This window comes from Pseudomonas sp. TH21 (assembly GCF_016651025.1).
In the GTDB taxonomy this organism is placed as follows: Bacteria; Pseudomonadota; Gammaproteobacteria; order Pseudomonadales; family Pseudomonadaceae; genus Aquipseudomonas; species Aquipseudomonas aylmerensis.
In genome coordinates, this window is record NZ_JAEKEQ010000001.1 from 3306669 (window position 1) to 3332379 (window position 25711).

General features: G+C 55.6%; 12 protein-coding genes. 7 read left to right on the forward strand and 5 right to left on the reverse strand.

Annotation, left to right across the window (positions count from 1 at the left end):
* Positions 1-116 precede the first annotated feature (116 nt).
* The 3 genes from JFU04_RS14405 (at position 117) to JFU04_RS14415 (ending at position 14568) form a co-directional block, all read left to right on the forward strand.
* Positions 117-4328 carry a YopT-type cysteine protease domain-containing protein gene (locus tag JFU04_RS14405; RefSeq protein ID WP_201144516.1) on the forward strand — a complete coding sequence of 1404 codons (4212 nt, stop codon included), beginning with the start codon at positions 117-119 and terminating at the stop codon, positions 4326-4328.
* A 514-nt stretch (positions 4329-4842) separates the two neighbouring features.
* Positions 4843-10269, forward strand: a complete 5427-nt coding sequence (locus JFU04_RS30470) for a YopT-type cysteine protease domain-containing protein (protein WP_201144518.1) — start codon at positions 4843-4845, stop codon at positions 10267-10269.
* Between the two features lie 405 nt (positions 10270-10674).
* Positions 10675-14568: a hypothetical protein gene (locus JFU04_RS14415; protein WP_201144520.1), complete on the forward strand. Its 3894-nt coding sequence runs from the start codon at positions 10675-10677 to the stop codon at positions 14566-14568.
* 99 nt (positions 14569-14667) lie between these two features.
* On the opposite strand, the gene JFU04_RS14420 is transcribed toward JFU04_RS14415, so the two are convergent.
* The 5 genes from JFU04_RS14420 to JFU04_RS14440 form a co-directional block, all read right to left on the reverse strand.
* A complete protein-coding gene (locus JFU04_RS14420) occupies positions 14668-15045 on the reverse strand; it encodes a response regulator (RefSeq protein WP_065905380.1) in 378 nt (125 codons plus the stop codon).
* 78 nt (positions 15046-15123) lie between these two features.
* The gene (locus tag JFU04_RS14425) at positions 15124-16317 is read right to left on the reverse strand and encodes a hybrid sensor histidine kinase/response regulator (protein WP_065905381.1); all 1194 of its coding nucleotides are present in this window, start codon (positions 16315-16317) and stop codon (positions 15124-15126) included.
* A complete protein-coding gene (locus tag JFU04_RS14430; protein WP_106803813.1) occupies positions 16311-16916 on the reverse strand; it encodes a chemotaxis protein CheB in 606 nt (201 codons plus the stop codon). The genes JFU04_RS14425 and JFU04_RS14430 overlap by 7 nt, the downstream gene beginning before the upstream one ends.
* Positions 16913-17743, reverse strand: a complete 831-nt coding sequence (locus tag JFU04_RS14435; RefSeq protein WP_342389443.1) for a CheR family methyltransferase — start codon at positions 17741-17743, stop codon at positions 16913-16915. Before JFU04_RS14435 ends, JFU04_RS14430 begins: the two co-directional genes overlap by 4 nt.
* Positions 17744-21241, reverse strand: a complete 3498-nt coding sequence (locus JFU04_RS14440) for a response regulator (protein ID WP_201144522.1) — start codon at positions 21239-21241, stop codon at positions 17744-17746.
* 528 nt (positions 21242-21769) lie between these two features.
* Here JFU04_RS14440 and JFU04_RS14445 point away from each other — a divergent pair.
* The 4 genes from JFU04_RS14445 to JFU04_RS14460 all read left to right on the forward strand — a co-directional run bounded on the left by JFU04_RS14445 (position 21770) and on the right by JFU04_RS14460 (position 25611).
* Positions 21770-23635, forward strand: coding sequence for a hypothetical protein (locus JFU04_RS14445; protein WP_201144524.1), 1866 nt, complete (start codon positions 21770-21772; stop codon positions 23633-23635).
* Positions 23632-24861, forward strand: coding sequence for a hypothetical protein (locus JFU04_RS14450; protein ID WP_201144525.1), 1230 nt, complete (start codon positions 23632-23634; stop codon positions 24859-24861). The genes JFU04_RS14445 and JFU04_RS14450 overlap by 4 nt, the downstream gene beginning before the upstream one ends.
* Complete coding sequence (locus JFU04_RS14455; protein ID WP_201144527.1) at positions 24828-25055, forward strand: hypothetical protein; 228 nt, start codon at positions 24828-24830, stop codon at positions 25053-25055. Before JFU04_RS14450 ends, JFU04_RS14455 begins: the two co-directional genes overlap by 34 nt.
* A gap of 193 nt (positions 25056-25248) precedes the next feature.
* Positions 25249-25611 carry a response regulator gene (locus JFU04_RS14460; RefSeq protein WP_201144529.1) on the forward strand — a complete coding sequence of 121 codons (363 nt, stop codon included), beginning with the start codon at positions 25249-25251 and terminating at the stop codon, positions 25609-25611.
* The last annotated feature ends 100 nt before the right edge of the window (positions 25612-25711 follow it).

The window sequence follows — 25711 nt, forward strand, 5'->3', positions numbered from 1 at the left end:
TTCCGGCAAAGGGTAGAGTTGGAACGCTAGAGGCTGATGCCAATACCAAGTGTTATACCGCGGGCGCAGTTACAACACCCGGGGTATGTTCATTTGCCTCTCAGAGAATGCCACCCATGATTTCACCTGATAGCGTTACTCTTCCCCGCCCGCATCTTCAGAACGCCCCGCAAACACCCACTTCCCCTTCGCCCCAAGTGCCTCTTGCTGAATCTTCTTCCGAGCGGGGCATCGATCCCGTACCTAATCAACGATCTATTCGGAGCATCGGGCAAGGATCGCTGCTCGCCCAACACAGTGTCCAGAACCAGCTGCCACCACCGCCGCAAAAACATTCGATGACGGCGGCTGATGCCATGGGTCAACAAGCACTTATCGACGGTCTGACTAAAACAGGTGAATTGCAGAAACATCAATACTATGGCACTGAACGGCGGCTTAGATCGCTGCAGATAACCCTGCCACCAGACTCTTACATTGCGCGCAAGAACAACCTTGTCGAAGGGCAAAGCATAAGCGCTGAACGGTTCATCCAGGCGCTGGGCTTGCCGTTACCCACCAGTTGGCAAGAGACCTTGCGATTGACCCAGAAAATTGCCATGCCATTGCCCGCACCGCCTGCGCTGGGTGGTTTCGGGGGGCTGCTGGGTCGGACCATACCCTTGGCTCAATCCCAGCAAGACCGCGTGCGCGCTATCGTCAACGAATCAGCCAATACCAGCATTCAGTCCTTGATCACACACGCTGTCACCAACACGGATTCACCCGTAACCCCTCGCAAGGTACTTGATCAGTTGATCGCAAACCCCCAGGCGCAGGCACTGGGTCAGAAACTGGAAGCCGAACTGCAGGGTATTTCAACCCCAACCAGTGTCAATGAATGGTTGATGACAGCGCTGGCACTGGAACTGGGCATCACGCCCGAAACACAACGCAACCGTATCGCAGGCTATGACCTGAACCAGCCCGACAATTGGGGCAAACCCGCTTCGGCGATCATCGCAGCGGTCAATGACCATCTGGAACGTCAAAACGCCGATGTCCCTGACCTAAGGGGGTACATCCTGCTCTCGCGGGTAGCGCCGCAGTTTCTGGTCAAACAGTTGCCTGAGAACCTGGTGTACGGTTCCAACGAGTGGGCGGTGTTCAGTGCTGCCGTCTCGCGCATTGAGCAACAGGCGCCCGGTACTGCGGCGACCATGACATTTGACCAAGTGATCGAGTTCGGCAACACCTCTCCGGTTAGCGAGCGCCAAGCGGTGCAAGCCGCCCTTGCGCGACGCAACGCCATGGTTGACTGGGGTATCGTCAATGGTTTTCTGATCAAGAATGACGATGACAACTACGACCCGGCAGCGATTGAACACACGCAGGGCAAATTCAACGAGCAGATAACAGAGCTCAGTACACGCCTCGCGGTGTTCTCCTCACCGCTGCCGACCCGAAAAGCCTTGGCAGAAGCCGAACTCAAAAAAGTACTGGGCGATGACGTCCCTCTGGAGAAAGAATTCATCAAGCTGGGCCGCCAAAACAGAGGTGGCATAGCGTACTCGATTATTGATCTATATATGTCGGGTCGGCTCAAGACCGATTCGCTCAGGTCTGACTCTGACAAAGAGCTTCTAAAAAAAGTCGAGCCTAAATTCGATGAGCTTCCTGATATCAAAGAAGTATTTAAGGAAACGTTCACGCCTTATTTCGACGGGGTAAAAAAAGCCTTTACCTCACGCATAAAGAGTCAAATTTCACGACTCCCTTTAGAAGACCGAAAAAACTTTGAATTCGGCGGCGTAACGGCTTACTCCGTCCGCCTCCCCCTGCGTGAGGATAGCGACGATGACATCAGTCAAAAACAATACAAAAATATTGGGCGCAGTTGCCTATTGTTTAAAACGGTGCGTGGCGAGGAAACCACCTACTATGAGTTTTCTATAAGCGATCAGACCATTCGCAAAAAAACCGACCTGCCTGAAGAACTGCCAATCGGTGCAACCCATATCGCCCGTGGGGTAGACGGCGATAAATATATCGAAGGGTTTACACGGCTGCCGTTCGATCTGGATAAGTATGGGATCGGGCACGGAGGGCTGCCACCGCCAAAAGTCCCCGTCATCATTGATCGGGTCAAGATCCAGCCCGCATCAGGTACCCCCGGCGCCGACGAACCGAACTCGACAACGGCCCCCCTCAAGACATTTTTCACCACTAAGACCGATGCGATTGCCACGACCGTCAGCGAGCATTTTTTCAGCGACAAGGACAGTTTCGAGACAGATGCTTCAGGTGAAACAAACTTTGAGAAGCGATACCGGGAAAACCATCAACTCAACAACGGCATTCTGAATGTCATTATTCCGTTCAAGTCCGCTATCGAAAACGCGATTGAGGGTAAATGGGACGAAGCCATCGGCGATGCCATGCTGGATCTGATATCGCTTTATAATCCTGGCGCCAAAGGCGGTGGCATTGTTAACAGAACCAGTAAAAAAACCGCCTTAGGGCTGCTGACAGGCGTTAAAAAATTCGGCGGCGCCGTGCTGAAAGACGCCAATCTTTTCGCTGACGTAGCGGACCTGACGCGCTTGTTGACCAAAGGTGCGAAATCCGCAGCATCGTCACTCTATGACGGTGTTCATTCTCTGCAGTTGTCTGGCCGCGGTTTGCTCACGGCGCCTAACGGCCTGGACAGCGTGTCGATGGGTACCTTCAAGCATCAAGGCGAAATTGTGCAGGGCGCGGCAGCGTTCAAAGATAACAAGTGGTACGCACTTGATCCTTTGTCACTGAAACCTTATGGCGCACCGCTGGAGGATTTCTTGCCGTCGCTGCAGGCCCAAATGGCAGAATTGGGGAAATGGGCGACTGCGGACAGCCCCCGAAAGACACTCGATGAGGCCGTTGTCAAAAGCTGGAAAAAGACCGTTAACGACCATCGCACTGGACCGCAAAAAGCTCAGTTTGAAAGCGGATACCAATCAGGAAACCCGCAAACTATCGCGGGGTTTTCCAATTCCATGAAGCCCGCAGATATCATCACCCTGGCTGGCAATAAAAACCTTACTGCCAAGGAGGTCGGGATGCTGCTCAAGCGCTTCGACGATCTCTCTTACCAACTCGGTCGAGGTGGCTCAGCTCGTTTTATCGACGCCATAGAACCCGGGCTCGGCAGCGTAATACCTATGCCTCAAGTCATCTACCTTTCCAAGACCGGGCAATTGTCCGATGGCCAATGTGCCGCGCTGTCACGCGTCATGGCGGACGCCATGGCAGAAGGCAAAGAACGGTTATTGATCAAAAACATGCTCAGTGCAGCGGCCTACCCGGCCGATCCGGCCTCCAGGGAATTTACTGCCAAACTGAGCAAGATCCAAACCCAAGTCGGCGCACGAAGTGCTTTCCATGCTCAGCAGACAGTGCGTCAGGACACGATTCAAGGCATCGTGAATGAGCTGGCCGACGCCAGCGTATCCAAGTCAATAATGATCGACTCTCCTGGTCACGCCATGGCCGCCGGGGTAAGGGTTGATGACACAGGAAAGAGTTTCTACTTCTATGACCCTAATCATGGGCTTGCGAAATTTTCCAATGCGCAGGACATGGAAAAGGCCCTGGAGAAACTGACTCGCGACACGAAACTGAAGCCAGGCTACGTGACTCATAGCACTGACCCCGCGAAGTTGGAGTTCAAGGTCTTCGACCATACTGACGCGTGGCAGCGAACAAACAGTGTGCTGAGTACGGATGTTAAAAAGCTCTATGACGCACGACTGGCCATCCGACCAGACAGCGAAAGAAGTGCTGAAAAGTTCATGGTTCGTTTACTCAGTGAACATCTTGCCACGCCCGGGGCCAAGGCAAGTGTCCGAACCCTTGAGGAACTGAAGCAATTTGACTTCGCCGTCCCAACCCAAATATTCCGGGGGCATACAGCTACCGGGGATACTCTCGCGACCGGTCTCAGGCGTGCAGCGGGAACGGACTCGTCCGGCGACGACTATCTGGCTGCGATTATCCAACATACGGCGAGAACATCAGGCAGTGGCGGTGAAGTCATGTCATTCAGCGCGAGCAAGGCCAAAGCCAATAGTTTTGCCACCCAATACTCAACCCCCACGAAGAAGGTGCCCGTCTTTACGGTCGACACCACCCAAGACCCGGACGCATTTCGGACGGTGGTCGATATCGTTCTCAAAGACGGTGAAAGACTGGTCAGGGATAAAAAAATCACTAAGGCAACCCTTCTGCAAGCCGTTGAAAAATTGAACGGGCAGGAGTTAGAGGTGTTTTATGTCAAAGGCGACATACCGCCGGCATTTATGGTGAGCTAAGGCACCTCTCATCTTGAGCCTATGAAATCAGCGGCGTCGGGCTTTCGACGCCGCTGCGGCAACTATAACGCCGCACAGGATTTATCTGCAGATGTAAAAGAAAAAGACGGCTGCCAACTTGCTATATACCTGTCTGCCTACCTGACAATAGCGCACTCAGCCCGAATACCTGGCGACTTAAACTTCGGGCTCATCAATTCTCTTTAAAAACCGCCCGCCCCAAGGGGTATATCCGCCTATCAGTAAACATATAAGTCTTTCTATGTCTGCTGTGGAACCCGCCGCCCAAGCTGAACAACTTATAGGGCCATACCATGACATATGACACGGCCATATTTTTAGTACGCGAAGCGAGGCGAGCATGTTATCAACCAGCAATTCCCTGAGACCCCTTCCAGTCAATGCAGTGTCAGGGGGAATTCAGGCGAACAGCTCGACACCCGAGCGCAGGAGTAGGCCGTTAGAGACAACGCCTGAAAGTTCGAATCTTAGCGGATACGTTGAAGCAGATAGTGTGCTCGCCGGACTCTATGCCACTGCCCTGCGCGATGGCATTAAAAACGGGATCCTGCAGGAGTCGTTAGATAATATTCCTAAAGATTCGTCGTTCGGCAAATGGTGGTCGCATCTTCATGACGCGATCAAGAGCCCACAGTTTACCGAGTGGGCCAAAAGCAAACATATCGATCTATCGAAACCCATCGAGATTTATCCGGGTTTCGACCAGATCTCCTGCTACATTCATGGCGAACGCAAATCCTTATGGGGCCCCGAGCAGGATAAGTTGTGGCCTGTTTTCATGGCGCCTGTCATGAAAGCTGCGGGCGTATTGGGGCTTGGAAAGACAGCGATTACAGCGCCCACCTCCGGTTCATCCGCCCCCTTGGAGACAATCGGCAAGTTCTATGGCGAGCCCAGGCGGCCTTGGTCGATGGGTACCTTGGCAGAGCGCGCCACGAAACTGGAGCGCACAAAAATATTTGAGCCGATACCGCCGGCTGATCTGGCCAAGCGGGCTCATGAGCGCTCTGATGAAGCCTTGGCGCATGAGCAGACAGCGCTGGGAGATGCCCAGGATAAACACGTCCTGGGGGCCAAGCTGCGTGCCCTCCCCAACGATGACCCAGCGCAAATCGCCAGGTATTTGAAAGACACATTGCTGCAGGTTCATCCCCTGTCCAGCTACAGCCTTAACCAAGAGGAGCAAGTCAGCGACACTGTCAGCCTTGAAGCCTTTATCTCGGGTAATGGATGGCAGCTACCCAAAAGCCGCGTTGAACTGAACAATCTGATTGAAGTACTGGATATACCGCCAATGCAAGAGCCTCCCCATGGAGACTTCGGCGGCGGATTATCCTGGTCCCCACCGCTGGATCTGGAGTCGCAGACACACGTTTACAGCCATGTCCTCTATAACTTGAAGCTTCCTGGTCTGGACGGGGGAAACTCCACTGTCAGAAAGAAGGGCGCACTGGATTACCTCATGAAGAGGATGCCGCTTGAGACTTACGACCTGCGTAACCCCCGCAGAGTCATTGAGGATGTTCTCGGCTCTCCCAAGGCGCTTGAGTTGGGCAAGGCGCTTCAAGAAAAAATGGGCGCCGCAGTAACGGAGGAGACCTTCCAGGATTGGGCCTTGACCGCGATCATGACCACCCTGGACAACGAATCTGTATTTGCGCCTAAACAGCATCATACGGCGGGGTTCGATCTATCGGCCGACCGCCTCTACGGTCAACCCTTGGCGGGCGTAAAGCAGGCACTGTCGGACCACTTGGTCGCCACCGGCAAAACGTCGGCACGGCTAGCCCCCATTGGAACGCATCTGCTGCTATCCCGTGCCGCCCCGGAGCTATTGGTCAAGGACATCCCCAGTAGCGTTACCTATGGCTCCAATTCGTGGATGCACTTGAGGGCTGCGGTCAAGTTCATTGAGGCACAGGCGCCTGGGGCCAGTGCTCAAATGAACTTCACTCAGATTATGGAGCGCGCCAACCTGACACCGCTCAGCAGTGATGAGCAAGCGCTCAGGAACGTGTTTACCAATGAATCGCTGATGCTCTGGGGGAAGCTCAATAGCGTCATCGGCAATCAAGCGGGCGATACTCCCTCACTGGAGGATTTAAAGCTGTGCCAGACACATTTTAATCAGCAAGTTGAAGAGTTGTCGAAAGTCTCCCAGCACCTCATGACGCCCATGCCGACTCGCCGTGACATAGCGCTGGAAAAGTTAAAGGATGTGTTTGGCGAGACGCTACCGCTAGAAAGGAACTACCTGCAATCGGCCAACGAGCAATACGGCGACAATCGTTATTTCTCGCCGGTCGATGTTTATATGTCAAACGAGTTGCGTCCTGGGCGCTGGAGGTCTATCGATTCAAGCCTGTCGGCTAATGACCTTACCAGCAAAGGCATGACGGACCCGAACTTCACTTTCAAAACGAGATTCGATGCCTACCACCATGATTTGAAAGTCAGCCATAAAAACCTGCTGAAGAATATGTTTTCGAAGTTACCCGAGGAGGACCGTAAGCATCTTGAGTTTGGTAAGCAGGAATTATATTACTTACGCCCGGCCATCACCGGCTATGCTTCACATCTCATCCCCTCGGCGGATGAAATCGTTGCGAAAGGATTAGGTGGATTGTTAATTCGCTCTGAGCACGAGGGCAATGTCTGCCATTACGAAGTTTTCCCCAATAGCATGCTGATTCGTAAACGCACGGATCTTCCCCGTCAATTGGAACTCGGCGGTGTGAAACCGCTGGTGAATACCGAAATAAATAAAACTCACCGCCTTGATTGGAATGCCTACAAAACCGGTAAACCGCCTCGGGCCGAGTCGACCACCTCGCAAATACAGCTGCATCGCATAACGCCAGAGAAAGAATGGGTGCCGCCCCCTCAGGACAGTTCGGTCAACGCCATGCCGATGTCTTATTTCGGTGGGAAGTCCGAATACCTTGCGGAACTGGCGGCCAGCCAACATTTCACACCTGACTATGAAACATTCAAGAATGCTGCCCACGGGGAAAGCGCCTTGGAGGAAACCACCCGACAACACATCGCCGGACGAGAGTTCCTGCTGGGCTTGATTCCGTTCAAGAACGCCATCGAAGCAGCTATTGACGGGGACGCTGCACAGGCCGCCATGCTGTTTGTCATGGATGGCTTGAGTTTCGTGGTCCCTGCGGGGAAGGTCGCCAGCAATATCGGCAAAATAGGTACCAGCGGGGCGCTCAAATCCTTGAGCATTGCCAAAATGGCCGGCGCAGGCATTCTTGCCGCAGCAAACCCGGTAGGTGGCCTGGATGACTTGGTTCGCCTGGTGGGAAAAGGCGGACAAAAGCTCACTGTCATAGGGGCTCAGCGTTTCGGTAAGGTGATGAGCATTACGGATAACGTCGATTTGGTGAAATTGTCTAACCGACACGATATTGCAATGGGAACTTACAAGGTAGCGGGCAGTACCGAGCCTGTCAGCGTCGCGGCCAAATACAATGACGCTGCGGGCAAATGGTTGCCTTACGATGTTATCAAGAACAGGGTCTACGGTAAGCCCCTTGATAACTTTACACCTGAAACGGCGAGGTATTCCAACAGTGCTGCGCGAAGAGTTAATGAAAACCATCTGGAAAGGAGTTTGGCCAAAGACAACAGTATAAATTTTGGGCGAAACATTAAGGATTTTAATTCGCCGGGGACGGGTATTTTTACTTATGTAGATGAATACAAAGGCGTTGAGCGACTTAACGTTTGCGCGCATGGCATTGACCCAAATGCCGCAGACCTGTTGCTCGATGAGCCGATGAAAATATATTACAACGGGAAGAACAATACACCCGCTGAACTGTTGGCGACGCTCAAGGCTTCCAATATAAATCCAGAAAGTTTTAATAACGTGCGGCTGTTAATGTGCGACCCTGCCAGTGGCAGCGTCGATTCTTTCAGGCAGCAATTCGGGGGATTGATCAAGCGTGAAGTCAAGGCCTTCCAAGGACCTCTGCAAGCGAATCTGTCGCCGGACGCTATCAACGAAATTTCAAGAAGTGTCCCTACCAACACCGCACATTTAACCGGTGAGCAAATCAAAGATGAAATCACCCGACGACTGCTTCCCTCTTTAGCCAACCACCCTAAAAGAGCTGCTCTGCCTGGGGATTTGTTGTCGGGGAGTCAATCCTCGAACGTGATCAGTTTCAACGCGGTGTCTCACCGTTTGAACACCCTGACGAACTCCGCTGGGAGTTATGACTTGTTACTCGCCGCCAAACGCTTTGATGCATCGTCTCTGGGCACCTTCAAAGTGAACGCTGAGTTAGTGGAAGGTCCCGTTGTCCTGCAAAATGGCAAATGGCATCGCTACAACACGGTAACCGGCCAAGCCTACGGCCCTGCGGTGAGGGACTTCCTGCCCTCTGCTCGACTCAATACGGAAGACTTGGGGAAATGGACGACGGCCGATGGCACCGTCAAGAAAGTCGATGAGGCCGTTGTCAATAACTGGAAAAGAACGGTCAGGACACATCGCGAAGGGCCGGAAAAAGAGGCGTTTGAGAGCGGGTATTATTCTGGAAACCCAGAAACGATCAAGGGCTTCTCAAATAATATGAAAGCCCCCGATATCATGAAATTGGCGGGTAACAGAGACCTCACAGCAAGGCAGGTTGGGATGCTGGTCAAAAAGTACGACGACGTCGCCTACGAACTGGGGCGCAATGGTTCAGCGAAGTTTATCGACGTCATCGAACCACGTTTTGGCAACGTGCACCCGATGCCGCAGGTCGTTTACTTTTCCAAGACCGCGCAACTGTCTGATGGGCAATGCGCTGCGCTTTCACGCGTGATGGCCACCGCAATGGAGCAAGGAAAGGAAGGGCAACTGATTAAAAACATGTTTAGCGCAGCGGCCTTTCCAACGGATCCAGCCTCACGAGAATTCATTGGCAAACTGAGCAAGATGCAAAATCAAGTGGGTGCCCGCAGTGCTTTTCACGCAGGACAGCCTGTACGGGAGCTCTCAGTCAATGACATGGTCAAGGAATTGGCAGACGCTACTGTTTCAAAGTCAGTGATGATCGACTCGCCGGGGCACGCCATGGCGGCAGGAGTAAAAATCCAGGATGGCAGCAGATCCTATTACTTCTACGATCCTAATTTTGGTCTCGCCGACTTCAGCAGTGCAGAGGCCATGCAAAAGGGGCTTGAAAAACTGACCCGCGATAAAAAGCTGAAACCGCAATATAAAACCCACGACACCGACCCCAACAAGCTGACCTTCAAGGTTTTTGACCATGACGATGCCTGGCAGCAAAAAAACAGTGTGTTCAGCGCAGATGTCAAAAAACTGTATGAAAACCCCCTAGCGCTTTCTGGCACTACGCCCCTCTCTAACGCAGAATTGCGGAAGAATTGGGAAATTCTCTATCAGGCGCCGGACAATCAACAGCGAATCTGTTACGAGTCTTCCGTGCTCATCGGTCAATCTGAAAAAACCCTTTCGCCCGAAGTATTTACCGCGGTCATAGCAAGTACAAATGGTGAGGGCACTAATTACTCACGACGCTATCTGGACTTGATGGGCATCAAACAAGACAGTCTGAAGGCGACCTTCAATGCCGAAGACATCACAGAGTCTGGGCTGATTAATTTCAAGCATACCAACCAAGGCGGAGAATTCGGGCATACCGTCTACATTCAAAAAACAAAAAACGATGAGTTGTTTCTTTTCAATATCAATAGCCCGGACCTGGACGTGGCGATGATCAGAAATGGCAATCCGCCGGAATATAGTGGCGGGATGTCAGTGTTCCCCCTTAGCAATGGCAAAAGCAAAGGCCTGCAGGACTTCCTCGATGGGCTCGGGGGCAAACCGGGTTGGCAATTTGCCTACACACCCGCCAGCACGCTTAATGCCAATGTGAAAAAATTGGCACCTTGAACCTGTGAAATCAGCGGCGTCGAGCTTTCGACGCCGCCCCTCCATCAAGCCAACAATGCAGGACTGCATTCACGTGTTCCCGCGCCTTTGGCCGGCGGGGCTGAGACTGGCTCCAGCAGCCTGATCCTCAGCCCCGCCGGTAGGTACCGAGCCTACTGAGCCAACGATTGCCAGGCAACCGTGCCGGAAAAACGCGCTGATGCTGCCTATACATCCGTAAGGTGAGGGAGATGATTCGGGCCTGATTGCGTTCGCAGGGTCACCGCCCATCACGAACATAGCCTGCAATCATTGGCCAGGCGAAGCGTGGAATTACTCATCACAGTTTGGGTACGAAGGTTTGTACCTGAGGGTATGAAATGTACCCCTGGTACCCTCTGAATAGGACCTGGATGAACCACACCGATGATGATGCCAAACTCCGCAGCCCAGACACCTCGCACACCTACCCAGAATTCCACCTTCCCCCAGGTTCCCGTTGATCAGCCGACTACGGGCATTGGCATCGGCCCCGAAAGCGATACCCCGACACCCTCCACGTTTTCGAGTACCTCTCGCGCCACTGGCGACACTCAACTGGCGGCGCTTTATGCCAGCACACTGCCACAAATCACCGGTATCGCCAGCCGGGACAGCGAGCTTATGCTGGAAAACATTCCGCCACATTCCACCTTTGGCCAGTGGTGGGCACAACTGGGGCGCGCCATGCAGTCCCCGGATGTAGGCGACTGGATGAGATCTGTGGGGATCGATACGCGCACGGTTCAGATATCTCCTGAAACAGGCCAAATTTCCTACAAGGTTCAGCATCACATTACCTCCAATCCTGTACTGCAGAGCCGTGGGCAAGACGACAAGCGCTGGGCAGAGGTGAGCGGTCCGGTCATGCAGGCCGGCAAAGTCATTGCCGCGAATTATGGGTTTTCGAAATTCAAGCCGCCCTTGTCGGAAAATAGCAACAGCGCGCCATTATGGCTCGTGGGGCGTTTCTATCGGGAGCGTGCAACGCTGCCCGGTGAAGTGCCACAGCGGGTCGCAGAGCTGGAGCGGGACAAGGCCTTCCACGAACTGCCCCTGGAGCAATTTTCCAGTCTTCATGAAACCCGCAGCGAAGAAAGCCTCGACAGGCAGAGGACGGTACTGGCTAACCACAATACGCAGCGACACGCAGCCCAGGGTTTCATGCAGATGGTTACCTTTCTGGAAACCGGAGACCTGCCACCGTCGTTGATCGGTGAGCATCTGGAGAAGAATACAATCCCGGTCGATCCCGACAGCACCTATGCGAAAACGCTTGCTGGCACATCAGGTGAGATCAGCCTTAAGCAGTACCTGCAAACCAATGGCTGGGATATCCCAACCACTGGACTGCAGGTGGAAAACCTTGTGAGTGCCCTGCTCGCTCCAGAACCCAAAAGCTCACCTTATGGAAACTATGGGGGCGCACTCACTTGGTCGGTTCCGCTTGATCGCAACGGCAAGCAGCAACTGCTGACGTACCTCAGGACAGACCCAGATGTGAGCCGTTTCAATAACGTGCTGGAATATTTGATGCAGGGCATGAACTTTGAGCCCGCCGAGTTGCAGGACCCGCAACGGGTGATCGACCGGGCGATCCAGTCTCCGAAAGGCCAGGCATTGGGCGAAGCGATCATGGCCGAGTTCGAAACGATGGCGATCAAAGGCAGTGCCGAAGATTGGTTGCTGGCAGCCTTGAGCATTGATGAGAGCTTTCGCAGAAGCCCACCGGGCGTGTCACCAAAAGCCAACCTTGGCGGGTGCATGCTGGCAACCTCGTACAATTACGGTAAGAACGCCGCAGAAATAATCAAGGAAATTGTCACAACCTTGGGCAGAGCCTCGTCGCCCGAGAAGGCGAAGATTCAAGTACACCTGCTGCTATCGACCCGGGCGCCTGAGTTTCTGGTCAAGGACATCCCTGACAAGCTGATCTATGGCACTCACAGTTGGGTCAGCTTTGTCACGGCCGTAGATCGGCTTGAAGCCAGCGCACCCGGTTCGACTGCAACCATGAACTATGCGCAGGTCATGCTCCACGCATCCATTGCACCGGTCTCTGCCGAGGAGCGTCAGATTGAATATGTTGCCCAGGAAAATGCCCTCAAGGATTGGGCGCTGGCCAATGGCCTGGGATACCCCCAGAACGACACACAGATGCAGACCGTGCGTAACGCTTTCAATCGCCAGATTCAAGAACTGAGCGCTGCTTCCCAGGCGCAACGTACTCCGATGCCGATCGCAAGGGACATCGCATTGGCAGCGTTGAAGAACGCGTTGCCTGACATGGATCCGGCGCTGTTTGATAAAAAATGCATGAGCTTCGAACCTGACGTGCCCGATTTCCCAGGGCCTTACTCGATCATGGACCTGTATCTCGACGGCAGAAGTGTGCAGGATGCACCGATTGTACGAAACAACGTCAGCGATAACATTCGTCATAATACCGGTGACGTCGTCGCTGCATTAGTTTCTTCATCCGCTGATATTGATACCCGCAGCGTGCTGGCCGTCTTAAAAGAACTGCCTGATGTGTCGGGTAGTTTCAAAGCAACGTTTCGAGACTACAGTACGGCAATCAAGAAAAGCCTCGGCGTCCAATTCAAAAGCTTGATAGCTAAACAGCCGTTGGCCATTCGGAAAGATTTTGAGGAAGGCAAAATCACTATTGTCCGAGAGGACAGCATAACCTACACACCCTACTCAATGGGGCCGATACCAAAGAGAAATACCGATAATAACTTGCTGTTCAAAATTGAACGAACCGGGAAGGCGCCTCGCACCTATGAGGTGGACCTAAAGAATGATCGAATCCTCGAACGTGCTGACCTTGGAGATTTCCAGCCTGGCAAGTTTCCACTCGATCACACCCACCCAGGCACAAATTTCGTAGAAGTAAAACCCGTTTCGTCACGTCCGTACCCCCCAGGCTTAACCGATGAAAAACACGACGCTCCCGTGGTTCCCAACAGCTACAGCAGTGAGCGGACGTCCTACATAGCGGATGCATTTATAACCAACTCGGATATCGAAACTTTTGAAAAAGAAGCGCAGGGACTGACGACCTTTGATACCGAAGTGCCCTTCTACAAGAAGTTTCGAGAGTTCATGCTCAACCTGATTCCGCTGCGATCGGCAATTATCAACTTTCAGGAAGGGAAAATTGGCGAGGGTATTCTTGATCTGTCGCTGGACATATTTGGATTTATGGCGGGGATAGGTGCTGCGGCAAAGAGCGCCAAAGCCCTGCAAGTCGGCGCCTCATTGCTGGGCAAAACGCTTCATGTGGGCAAAATAGTCGGCCGAGGGGCCATTGGCGCCCTTAACCCCCTCGACGGGCTGGGTGACTTGGCGATTGGAGGTGCCAAGCTGGCTGGCAAGGGCGCAAAATCCTTGAGTGGTGCCATTCGCAACTCGGACTTGCTGCATTTGGCGACGAGAGCGGATGTCGCCGAACTGACGGTGAAGGGGGCCAATGGGGTGAGCCAGTACAAGACACTCGCCAAAGTGGATACCCGTACCGGAAAAGTTTACCGCTACTCGGCCAAGGCGGATAAGGTTTATGGGCGACCGCTCGAGGGCTTCAGCATGAACCCCGGCGGCGCGAATGACCGCTATTCTTTACTCGGAAGGCAACTGGCAGTTGACAACGTCGTGGATATGGGCGGCACGATGAGGGACATAAAAGCGATTGACAAAGAAATATTCACTTTTGTAAACGACGTTCAAGGCACGTCCCGATTGACGATAGTTGCGCATGGTTGGGAAAGAAACCCGCTAAAAAAATTATTCAATCTTGGCTCGACTGTATCAGACTTCGCCGAGCACTCTTACACGCCAGCACAATTTCTCAAACTACTTGGGAAACACGGTATCGACCCGAAGAAATACGACAGCGTACGATTTGTTACCTGTTTTTCTGGCGAGGCCGGTACCCATTCTTTTGCGGCCAAGTTTGGTGAGCTGACCGGCAAGCCTGTGGCAGCCTTCGAAGGCACCGTCACGGTCAACATCAATGATTTCGAGATACCATTTAAAACTAATCTGCACATCGCTAAAATCAAAAATCCAAAGCTCGATGAGAACGCTCTTTTAACCATCGCGGAAGAGAAACTCAAAAGAGACTTCGAAGGAAAAGTCGACAGAATCCTAAAAGTCGATAATGAACACAAGCGAGTCGACATCGTCAGCGACGGACTATCTGGCAACAAACAGGTAAAACAAGTGATCAACTATCGCCCCGCGTTCTACGGCAAAAAACCATGGAATACTGCCGGCTAGCGCGTTAGATCGGTGTGTACGAAAACAGCTCCGCGTCGTCCGTGGTGCGCGGACGACGCGTAACTGGGATTCAAAAACATGTAAAAACAGCGAATAGAGTCAAGCCAACAAGCGCTGGATATGCTCCTGCAACGTATCCAGATCGAACGGCTTGGCCAGGATCGGTGCATTGCGCGTGATCGGGCTGTTGCAGTCGAGGATTTCCTGCGGGTAGCCGCTGATAAAGATGACTTTCAGTTCCGGGCGCAGCTTGACCGCCGGTTCAGCGATCTGCACGCCGGAAATCCCGCCCGGCAGGCGGTAGTCGGTGACCATCAGGTCCAGGTGCGGCTTGGTCGCCAGGATCTGGAACGCCTGCTCCCCGTCAATTGCCTTCAACACCCGATAGCCCAGGCCTGCCAGGTACTCACCCAGCACAAACATAATGGATTCGTCGTCCTCGACGATCAGTACGACATCTTGTGCATCTTCACTCATGGGAAGCCTTTGTCCGGTCAATTGCTGCAATTACGACCATGGGGTCACGCAGAGGTTGCGTCGGGGTGACGATTGATTTCATACCGACGGCTCAAGGGGCAGGCACACCCGAAACAAGGCGCCCTCGCCTATCTGGCTCTCGACCTCGATGGTGCCGCCATGGGCTGCAACGATCTGCTCTGAAATAAACAACCCGAGGCCCAGGCCCGCCGCCACCTGGCTGGCGGAAACCCGCTCGAACTGCTGGAAAATACGCTTCTGGTTCTCTTGGCTGATACCGATGCCACGGTCGCGCACCTCTACCCGCGCTTCGCCATGCTCGCGGTATACGCGCACATCCACCGGGCTCTTGGCCCCGTAGCGCAAGGCGTTGGTCAGCAGGTTGGTGACCACCTGCTCGATACGGAACTCGTCCCAGTTGCCTTCCACCGGTTCTTCAGCCACCAGGTGCATGGACGAGTCCGCCGCCGCCACTTGCGGCGCGAAGTTCTCGACCAGGTTGCGCACCAGTTGCGCGAGGTCAAAACGCCCCGGGCGAATCGACAATTTACCGGTGCGGATGCGCGACACGTCGAGCATGTCTTCAATCAGGCGGATCAGGCTCTGGATCTGCCGTTCATCGCGGTCAACCATGGCGTGCATCTTGTCCAGGGTAAACGCGGCCGCATTGTCCCGCGCCAGGTGCATCTTGCGCAGCTGGGTTTCAAGGATCAGGCCGTTGAGCGGCGTACGCACTTCATGGGCGACGATCGACATGAAATCATCGCGCATGCGCACCGCCTGCTCCAGTTCGGCCTGGGTGGCCTGCAGGCGCGTGAGCAACAGTTCCTGCTCACGACGCGCGCGCTCCAGGGCTTCGAGTTGCTGCTTGACTGCCTTGGTCTGGCGATACAGGTCGACGAACACATTGACCTTGCTCTTCACCGCATGGATATCCAGCGGCTTGTGCAGGAAGTCCACGGCGCCGCTTTCGTAGCCTTTGAAGGCGTAATTGAGTTCGCGGCCGGCGGCACTGACGAACACAATCGGGATGTTCTTGGTTTTTTCGGTACCGCGCATCAGCTCGGCCAGCTCGAAACCATTCATGCCGGGCATCTGCACGTCGAGAATCGCCATGGCGAATTCGTGCTCCAGCAACAGGGACAAGGCTTCATCGGCGCTCAATGCCTTGAAGACCTGGCGATCCTCGCGCTTGATCAGCGCTTCGAGGGCCAGCAGGTTCTCCGGCAGATCGTCAACGATCAGCAGTTTGGCCTGGACAGTACTTAACATGGGGAATATTCCAGGGAAGCCAACAGTGAACCAATGTGGCTCAGCGTAAGAATGTGGTCAGGTGTATGCAGCGCCAGGGCTGCACGGGGCATGATGGCAACACGTGCTTCAGTGGGTTCTTGCACCACGGTAGTTCCACACTGTTGCTTGACGTGGGCCAGGCCACGCGCGCCGTCCTGGTTGGCGCCGGTCAACAGTATGGCGAGCAGGCCCGGGCCGTAGGTATCGGCGGCGGACTCGAACAGGAAATCGATCGCGGGCCGCGAATGGTGTACGCGCTCTTCCTGGCTCAACGACAGGCTGCGATCGTGCTCCACCGACAGGTGATAGCCGGGGCCGGCAAAATACAGAGTGCCAGGCTGGATCACTTCCTTGTCGCGCGCTTCCACCACCGGCATGGCCAGGCGGCGGGCAAACACTTCGGCCAACTGGCTGCGGCGCTCATCGGGCAGGTGCAACACCGTGATGATCGGCAACCCGAACCCTCTGGGCAGTTCGGCAAAAACCTTCAGCAACGCCTCGACACCACCGGCGGATGCACCGATGACGATAGCCTCTATACCCGCGACCAATGGCGGGTTGGCAGTCGCTTGAGTCATAGTTTTCGGTAGATCCGTTCCTGTTTGACCAAGGGTTCGAATTGTTTGCCGAAGGCGGAGAAATCCAGGGTCTCCTTGCTGCCCAGCACCAGGAAGCCGCGATGGCACAGCGACTCATGAAACAATCCGAATGCTCGATCCTGCAATTTTTTATTGAAGTAAATCAATACGTTACGACATGAAATTAATTGTGTTTCTGAGAACACGCTGTCGGTCGCCAGACTGTGATCGGCGAATGTCACGTTCTCACGCAGCGACTTATCGAAGATCGCGTAATCGTAAGCTGCGGTGTAGTAGTCGGCAAATGAACGTTGGCCACCGGCCTGCTGATAGTTGGCGGTGTAGGCCCGCACATTCTCCAGGGAAAAGATGCCCTGTTTGGCCTTGTCCAGGGACGCCGGGTTGATGTCCGTCGCGTAGATGATCGTGCGCTCCAGCAAGCCCTCTTCGCGCATCAGGATGGCCATGGAGTACACCTCCTCCCCCGTGCTGCAGCCGGCGATCCAGATCTTGATCGACGGGTAGGTCTTCAGCAGCGGTACCACTTCCTGACGGATTGCCAGGAAGTGCGACGGATCGCGAAACATCTCGCTTACCGGAATCGTCAGGAACTGTAACAGTTGCATGAACGCTGCCGGATCGTGCAGCACCCGCTCCTGCAGCGCCGAAATGGTCGCACAATCAAACTGGCGCAAGGCGTGCGCCACGCGGCGTTTGACTGACGCACCGGAGTAGTCGCGAAAGTCGTAGCTGTACTTGAGGTAAATCGCCTCGATCAACAGGCGCAGCTCAATATCGCTGCTCTTCTCCAAAAAACTTCGCTCCACTTAAATGCGTTCCATCTTCGGTAGCCATACGCGAATCAGCGAGAACAGGCGGTCCAGATCAATCGGCTTGGCCAGGTAATCGTTGGAACCCGCCGCCAGGCAGCGTTCCTGATCGTCCTTCATGGCCTTGGCCGTCACGGCGATGATCGGCAGCTTCTTCCAGCGCGGGTCCTGGCGGATCAGGGCAGTGGCCTCGTAACCGTCCATTTCCGGCATCATCACGTCCATCAGCACCAGATCGATGTCCTCGACTTCGTTGAGTTTGTCGATGGCCTCGCGGCCGTTACGCCCGATCACCACCACGGCGCCTTTGTGCTCCAGGGCGCTGGTCAGGGCGAAGATGTTGCGCACATCGTCGTCCACCAGCAGGATCTTGCGCCCCTCGAAGACTTTGTCGCGGCTGCGGGCGGTCTTGAGCATCTTCTGGCGATCATGGGACAGCTGGGATTCGACTTTGTGCAGAAAGAGTGTGACTTCATCCAGCAGGCGCTCTGGGGAGCGCGCGCCCTTGATGATGATCGAGCGCGAATACTTGCGCAGTTCGGTTTCTTCATCGCGGGTCAGGTTGCGCCCGGTGTAGACAATCACCGGCGGGAACGAGCAGATATCCTCGGTGGCCATGCGCTTGAGCAATTCGTTGCCGAGCATGTCCGGCAACTTCAGGTCGATGATCATGCAGTCATAGATATTGGTGCGCAGCAGGTCGAGGGCGGCCTGGGCATAGCCAACATCGGTGATTTCAATGTCATCGTCGCCGATCAAGCGGGCAATGCTGTCGCGCTGCAGGTCATCATCTTCCACCAGCAGTACGCGCTTGACCTTCTGGGTCAGCTTGGCCTCCAGGCGCGCGAACACGTCCTTGAGCTCCTCACGGGTGGTGGGCTTCACCGCATAACCGATCGCGCCCATGTGCATGGCGGCTTCGACGCGGTCTTCCACGGAAATCACATGCACCGGGATGTGGCGGGTATTGGCGTGCTCCTTGAGGCGTTGCAACACGGTCAGCCCGGAGTGATCCGGCAGGCGCATGTCCAACAGGATCGCGTCCGGAGTGTATTCCTCGGCCAGGCTGTAGCCCTCGTCCGCGCCGTGGGCCACCAGGCAGTGGTAACCCAGTTCATGGGCCAGGTCGAAGAGAATACGGGCGAAATTCGGCTCGTCCTCCACCACCAGGATGCAGCGCGTGGTGAACGGTGCCTTGTCGCGGTCATCGGCAAACCGCGGGATCTGTTGCGCATCGGCCACCGGCAGCGGCGACACCGCGATGGGCTTGGGCGCAGGGGCGGCCACCACCTGGCGCGGCTGCTCGATAGGCGGGGAGTCTTCCTGGCGTTCGACGTACTGCTCAGGCAAGACCAGGGTAAACACGCTGCCTTTGCCAGGCTCGCTGGTCACGCTGATATAGCCGCCGAGCAAGCTGGCCAGGTCGCGCGAGATCGACAGGCCCAGGCCGGTGCCGCCATAACGGCGGTTGGTGGTGCCGTCGGCCTGGCGGAAGGCCTCAAAGATGCTTTCCTGCTGGTCCGGGGCAATGCCGATGCCGGAGTCGCGCACGCTGAACGCAATGCCTTCGCCTGCGGCACGGTACACCGACAGGCTCACTTGGCCCTGTTCGGTAAACTTGACCGCGTTGGACAGCAGGTTCTTGAGGATCTGCTCCAGCCGCTGGCGGTCGGTGAACAGCATCGCTGGTGTGCCTTCCTGGACCTCCACCTGGAAACCCAGCTTGCGGTCGGCAGCCAGCGGTTCGAACATGCCGCGCAGGCCGTCGACCAGGCGCGCCACGCTGGAATTTTCCGGGCGCATTTCGAGCTTGCCGGCTTCGACCTTGGAAATATCGAGGATGTCGTTGATCAGGTTGAGCAGGTCATTGCCGGCCGAATAGATCGACTCGGCGAACTTGACCTGTTCGGCGCTGAGGTTTTCCTGCGGGTTCTCCGCCAGCAACTTGGCCAGGATCAGCGAGCTGTTCAGCGGTGTGCGCAGCTCGTGGGACATATTGGCGAGGAATTCGGACTTGTACTTGCTCGAGCGCTGCAGTTCTTCGGCGCGGTCTTCCAGCTCGAGCTGGGCCTGGTTGAGCTCGACGTTCTTGCGGTCCATGGCGTCGCGCTGCTCGGCCAGGGTCTGGGTCTGTTCGGCCAACTGCTCGTTGGTCTGCTCCAGCTCCGCCTGCTGGGTTTCCAGGTGGGCCTGGGACTCCTTGAGGATGCGCGACTGTTCTTCCAGTTCCTCGTTGGCGGTCTTGAGCTCTTCCTGCTGCACCTGCAGTTCTTCGTTGAGCTGCTGGGTTTCGGCGAGGACTTCCTGCAGACGCTGGCGATAACGCGCGGCCTCGATGGATGTGCCGATGTTCCCGGCAATCAGCTCCAGCAGCTCTACATCACGCTCTTCCAACGGGCGCAGGAACCCCAGCTCGATCACCCCATTGACGCGGTCGTCGTCGCTGGTCGGCACCACCAGCACACTGCGGGTCGGGCCATCGCCAAGGCCGGAGCTGACCTTGAAGTAATCCACCGGCACGTCGTCGAGGCGAATCAGGCGGTCCATCTGGGCAGCCTGGCCGACGATGCCCTCGTCGCTGTAGATCGACTGTTCCAACTGTTCCTGCTCGCGGGAGAAGCCATAAGTGGCCACGCGCTTGAGGCCGCCGTGTTCCTCACGCACATACAACGCGGCGACGGCCGAGCCCATGTACTGGGCGAAGAATTGCAGGATGTTGCGCCCGAGCATGTTCAGGGTCAGTTGGCCCAGCACCTGTTCGGCCAGTTCGGTCTGGCCGTTACGCAGCCAGGCTTGTTGTTCGAGGCGTCGCGCGATCTTCTGTTGTGACGCAAGGTTTGCGCTGTAACTATCTGAAAGTGCAAGTAAATTCTTACGACCGATATAGGCGAGAAAACCACTCAGGCCCAGCACGAAAGCCAGGTATGCGGTCACGCTGATCACGGTGGTGCGGGTGACATCTTGATTGCGCGTGACACGGAACTGCTGCTCCATCTCCACGGCGTCTGCATATTCCTGGCGAATCGCGTCGGTCAGGCTCTTGCCGCGACCGGACTTCACCGCCCCCCGGTAATCGCCGCTCTGGCGCTGCAGGTCAATCATCGATTGGGCGTACTTGTTCCACTCGGCCTGCATCGCCTCCAGGCGCTTGAGCCGATCCACTTGCTGAGGGTTATCCGCCACCAGCTCCTGCAAATTGTGTAAATCACCAATGATGCGCGGCTTGGCCACTTCATACGGGTCGAGGAAATGCTCGTCACCGGTGATCAGGAAGCCGCGCAAGCCGGTTTCCAGGTCCACCGTCAGCTTGGACGACTCGTTGAGGTTGTTGATGACCCGGTCGGTGTGCTCCACCCACTGGATAACCGAGAGCAAATAGGTGATCAGACAGACGAAAAACACCGCACTGAGCACGCCCACACCCAGGGGCAAAGCCACGTTTCGGCTGAGCAGTGTACGAAAGCTCTTTTCATCGACGGACGACGCAGGAGTCATGGGCATGCCTTGGCCAAGTATGGAAAAACCGGGAGTTTGCCCCAAAGTGGCGGTACAGGGCTACGTTTCTAATGTGTATTGAGGATTAAGCGTACAGATTCCTGCGCCACGACCTGTGCCGCCCGCCAAGTCTGTTACATCCGTCCAACCAAAACATTTATGACATTTTTGCAGGCGGTCCCACCGGAACTGCTCAGTTCGGCTTGTCACTCATTTGCAGTAGGCCTCACGCGCAGTGAGGCTTTTTTGTAGGCGATTATCCTAATCTGCAAAGGTGATAACGATGATGTCTTCGTCCGTTTCGCAACTACAGCCCCGAGTCACAGAGCACGCCCATCCTGCAACGTCAGCGCAATCCACCCACACGGCTGCCGACGTAAACGACACCCCCCGGCGAACACGCCAAGTACGCCCCCATCGGATTCATCCCAGGCGCGTGCGCAAGCAAATGCACACAATTGGAAGAACCTGGCACTACAACTGACCCGCGCGGCTAAAAGCCTGGCCGAGGACGCGGCGCCCTCTGCCGTGCTGGCCCATTTGAAAAACACTCAGGTCGCGATTGATGCGCGCTCCGACGATCATCGGTTCAACGCCTTGGGCGGCGCGCCCTCTGTCAGCCTCGAAATGTTTATCAAGCATCATGATTTGCCCATCCCTCAGACCCGATCCGACCTGGCTCACCTGGCCGAAGCCGCTCACGCTCACGCCCTGCAACAGCCAGAGGGCAATCTCGGCGGAGCGCTGTCCTGGCCCCATCCCCTGACGCAGGAGGAGCAACGCAAGGTCCGGGTCATTGTCGATTCCAGCATCCTGCGCAGTGATAACCAGACCCCCTCCTCCGACACCCAGACGCAATTGGCCCGAGGCGCATTGGGTGCGCTGATAAAAGCCGCCTCGTTGTCGGAGGCCCAATTGCAGGAACCGGGTCAGGCCCTGCAAACCCTGCTCAAGTCACCCAAGGCCCAGGCGATAGGCCAAGCCGTGCAGGACGGCCTGAATGGCATTGCCACGCCCACCAGCCTCGGCGATTACGTGATGGCCGCCATTAACATTGGCCTGGATCGTGAGTCCGTCGAGCAACCCCGCCGGCAGTCGGTCGCCGGCTTTGATCTGGGTCAGGAAGCGTATTGGGGCATGCCCGCGGCCACTGTCGTCGATGGGCTGATTCGCCATCTGGTGACTGCCGGCCGGGTCACGCAGGCCGAAGCCAAACTCGCCACCCACGTGTTGCTGGCACGCGTGGCGCCGCAGTTGCTGGTCCAGGATATTCCCGGCAGCGTGGTCAATGGCAGCCAGGCCTGGGTCAATTTCTGTCGGGCAGTGGCCAAGATCGAGGCGATTGCGCCGGGAACGGCGTCACAGATGAGCTACGGCCATGTGATGAGCGCGGCACAAGCGCTGAATGATCCCCCGGACCACATCACCCAGGCCTTGCTGCTGGATTGGGGCGTGATCAATGGCCTTGTCGCCAGGAAAGAGGACGCGCTCTACACCCCGCAGGAGGTGGAAACCGTCAGGACCGCGTTCAATCAGCAAATCAACGAAAGAACCACGGCCTCTGAATTACTCGGGGCCAGCATTCCAAGTCGCAAAGCGATTGCCCTGGAGAAGCTCAAGCAACAGTTTGGCGAAGGCCTACCGTTCGAGGAGAAATGTCTCACGACGGTTTCGGATGACAAATCCAAGCAGTTGGATGGCAAGCATTCGATGCTCGACATGGCGATGATGGGGATCAATGTCCGCTGGAAAACCGACGATAGCCGAATCCCCATCGACGCGATCAACGAGCGGCCCAGGCTTAACGTCAACGGCGAGTTTCTCGGCCAGTACGAAACCGCTGTCGACTCCCTGGAAAAAGGCGTCAAGACCCAAATAAGGCACTTGATCTCTGAACTGCCCCTGGAAGATCGAAAAAACCTCGAACTGGGTAAAATTGATCTTTACCAAAAAAACCAATATGTCATTGATACAGGGTTTATAAACCCGCCCGTCTTTCGCTCCAGACGCAATGAGTTGCTGATAAAAACGCAGCGAATGGTGGATGGAAAACCGCAGGTGTGCGTGTATGAAGTGGACATTTTAAACAGCCGCATCATCAAGCGCTCGGAGGCGGCCATTACCCGGGGCGATCAACGCAACAGCAATATCCAGACCCGCATAGAAAAATTCATACCGGATGACCATGACCGCCAAGCGCCTGAAAAAACACCGCTGGATTCGGCGCCAGTCCCTTTGAGCTTTACTTCCGCGCGCACACACTACCTCGCCGACGCTTTTTTAAACACCTGGATATCGGTGGCCATGATCAACGCACGCAAGCCTTTGGAACCACGACACTGGATCAGCAGAAAGCCGGGGGTGAGCGCGTCAAGGAGTTTTTCCTCAATTTGATTCCCTTGAGGTCGGCCATTGTCAATTTTCGCCAGGGTGACTACGAGGCGGGCCTTATCGACCTTGGCCTGGATGCGTTCGGTCTCTTGACCGCGGGCTACGGAGCCGGCGCAAAAGTCGCCAAGGTAGCCTCGACGGGTGCCTCCGCTGCGGTGAAGGCTGCGCACGCGGGACGCATCATCGGCGGCGCCCTGATCAGCGCACTCAACCCTTTGAGCGGCGCCAAGGGCCTGGCCATCGGTACAGCCGCATTGGCGACCCAGGGCGCCAGAATGTTCAGCCATTCAGGCCAATGGCTGATCAACAAGGTTCGGGGCGCATCGGGGAGCTATGACCTGTTGAAGGCGGCCAACAAGGAATATGGGGCGGCAGCCCTGGGGTCGTATAAAGTCGCCGAGGGTTCAGTCGACGGGGTCGCTGTCCATCGCAATGGCAACTGGTACGCCTACAATCCGCTCAAGCAGGAGGCATTTGGCGCGCCCTTGCAGCACTTCACCCCTCTGAATGGCAGGCCAGGCCCTATCGACGCTGGAGCACCGATCGGGCCTCATCACGAAGGTTTCAAGAACAACCTCGAGCGTGCGCAGTGGCCGCATAATCGCGCCGATTTCAATCGCGGCTTTGAAAGTGGCGATGTGACCCGTCTTCGCGATTATTACCCAGATATCAGCGCGCAAGGGCTCATCGAACTGATTTCCAAGCCCGGCCGGACTGCGGAAGAAATTGGCATGCTTGCCAAGGAAATCAAGTCGAAGGCAATTGAGAATGCACAACACGCCTCACATCTTCTGAACTGTGACGTCGATGCACCGGGTGTGCGGTTATTCCCGGCGTCACAGACCCACTACCACGCGCATGTCGACCCCGCCTCCCGCGGCGAGTGCGCGGCAATGGCAAATACGATGGCGCTGGCGATCGAGCATGGCAAAGAAGACGTGTTCCTCACCAACCTGTACCGCGCCGCCGACGCGCCCTTGACCCCCGAATCGCAAACCTTCATCAAGACCCTGAGAACTTTTCAAGATGTGGTCGGCGACAAAAAAAGCTTTCACCTGGACCAAACCGTCACAAAATGCACGGCCGCGCAAATCATCGAAGACCTGACCAACTCCCCCACCTCGAAAACCCTGAGGATCGGTGAGAAAGATCATGGGCTGTTAGCCGGCATCAAGGTCAAGAACGGAGAAACAGAATGGTTTTTTATGACCCGGACGCAGGGCTGGTGAAATTCCAAACATTGCAATCGATGCAGGAAGGCCTGGATAAAGCGTTAAGCAGCGGGCTGACTGCGGTGACGCGCAGGCCCTATGGGAAAAAACACGGCACGCTGACCTACAACGTCAGCGAATTCCAAGCGCGCGATTTGGCTGCCGACAAGGTTGACGGTGCGGCCGTAGCGCAGTTGATGACGCCGCTATAATGCCTGGCACGTGAATAGCCCTCGCCTCACTCGACCGCGTGAGGCGCAGGGTCCTCTCCCGAGCGGGACATTCTTGTCCATTGCCTTCACAATGAAGACCTGCTGCGGGAACTTGCCAGGATCGAAGCCACTCATTAGAAGATGGTCTTTGCACTGAGCACGACCTGCACCTCACTTTTCGGGAACCCTCATTATGTCCGCCACCGCCCCCACCATCCTTGTCGTCGAAGACGATGCCATCGTGCGCATGTTGATCGTCGATGTGCTTGAAGAGTTGGAGTTCCAGGTGCTTGAGGCCGCCGACGCCGAAGAGGCCCTGAAAGTGGTGAAAGACTCCAACAATGTCATCAACCTGATGATGACCGATGTCGGCCTGCCGGACATGGATGGCAAGCAACTGGCGACCAAAGTGCGTGAACTGCGTCCTGACCTCCCGATCCTGTTTGCCAGCGGCTATGCCGACAGCATCGATGTGCCCGCGGGCATGCACGTGATTGGCAAGCCGTTTTCCATCGATCAACTGCGCGACAAAGTCAAAGCCATACTGGCAGCCTGACATTTCCCCGTTGCCGCCTATCACTCCTTGGAGCGGTAGGCCACTGCTCTTCCCCTTTCTAAACAACTAATTCATTCGGGTTGCTAGCGCGTCTGGATAT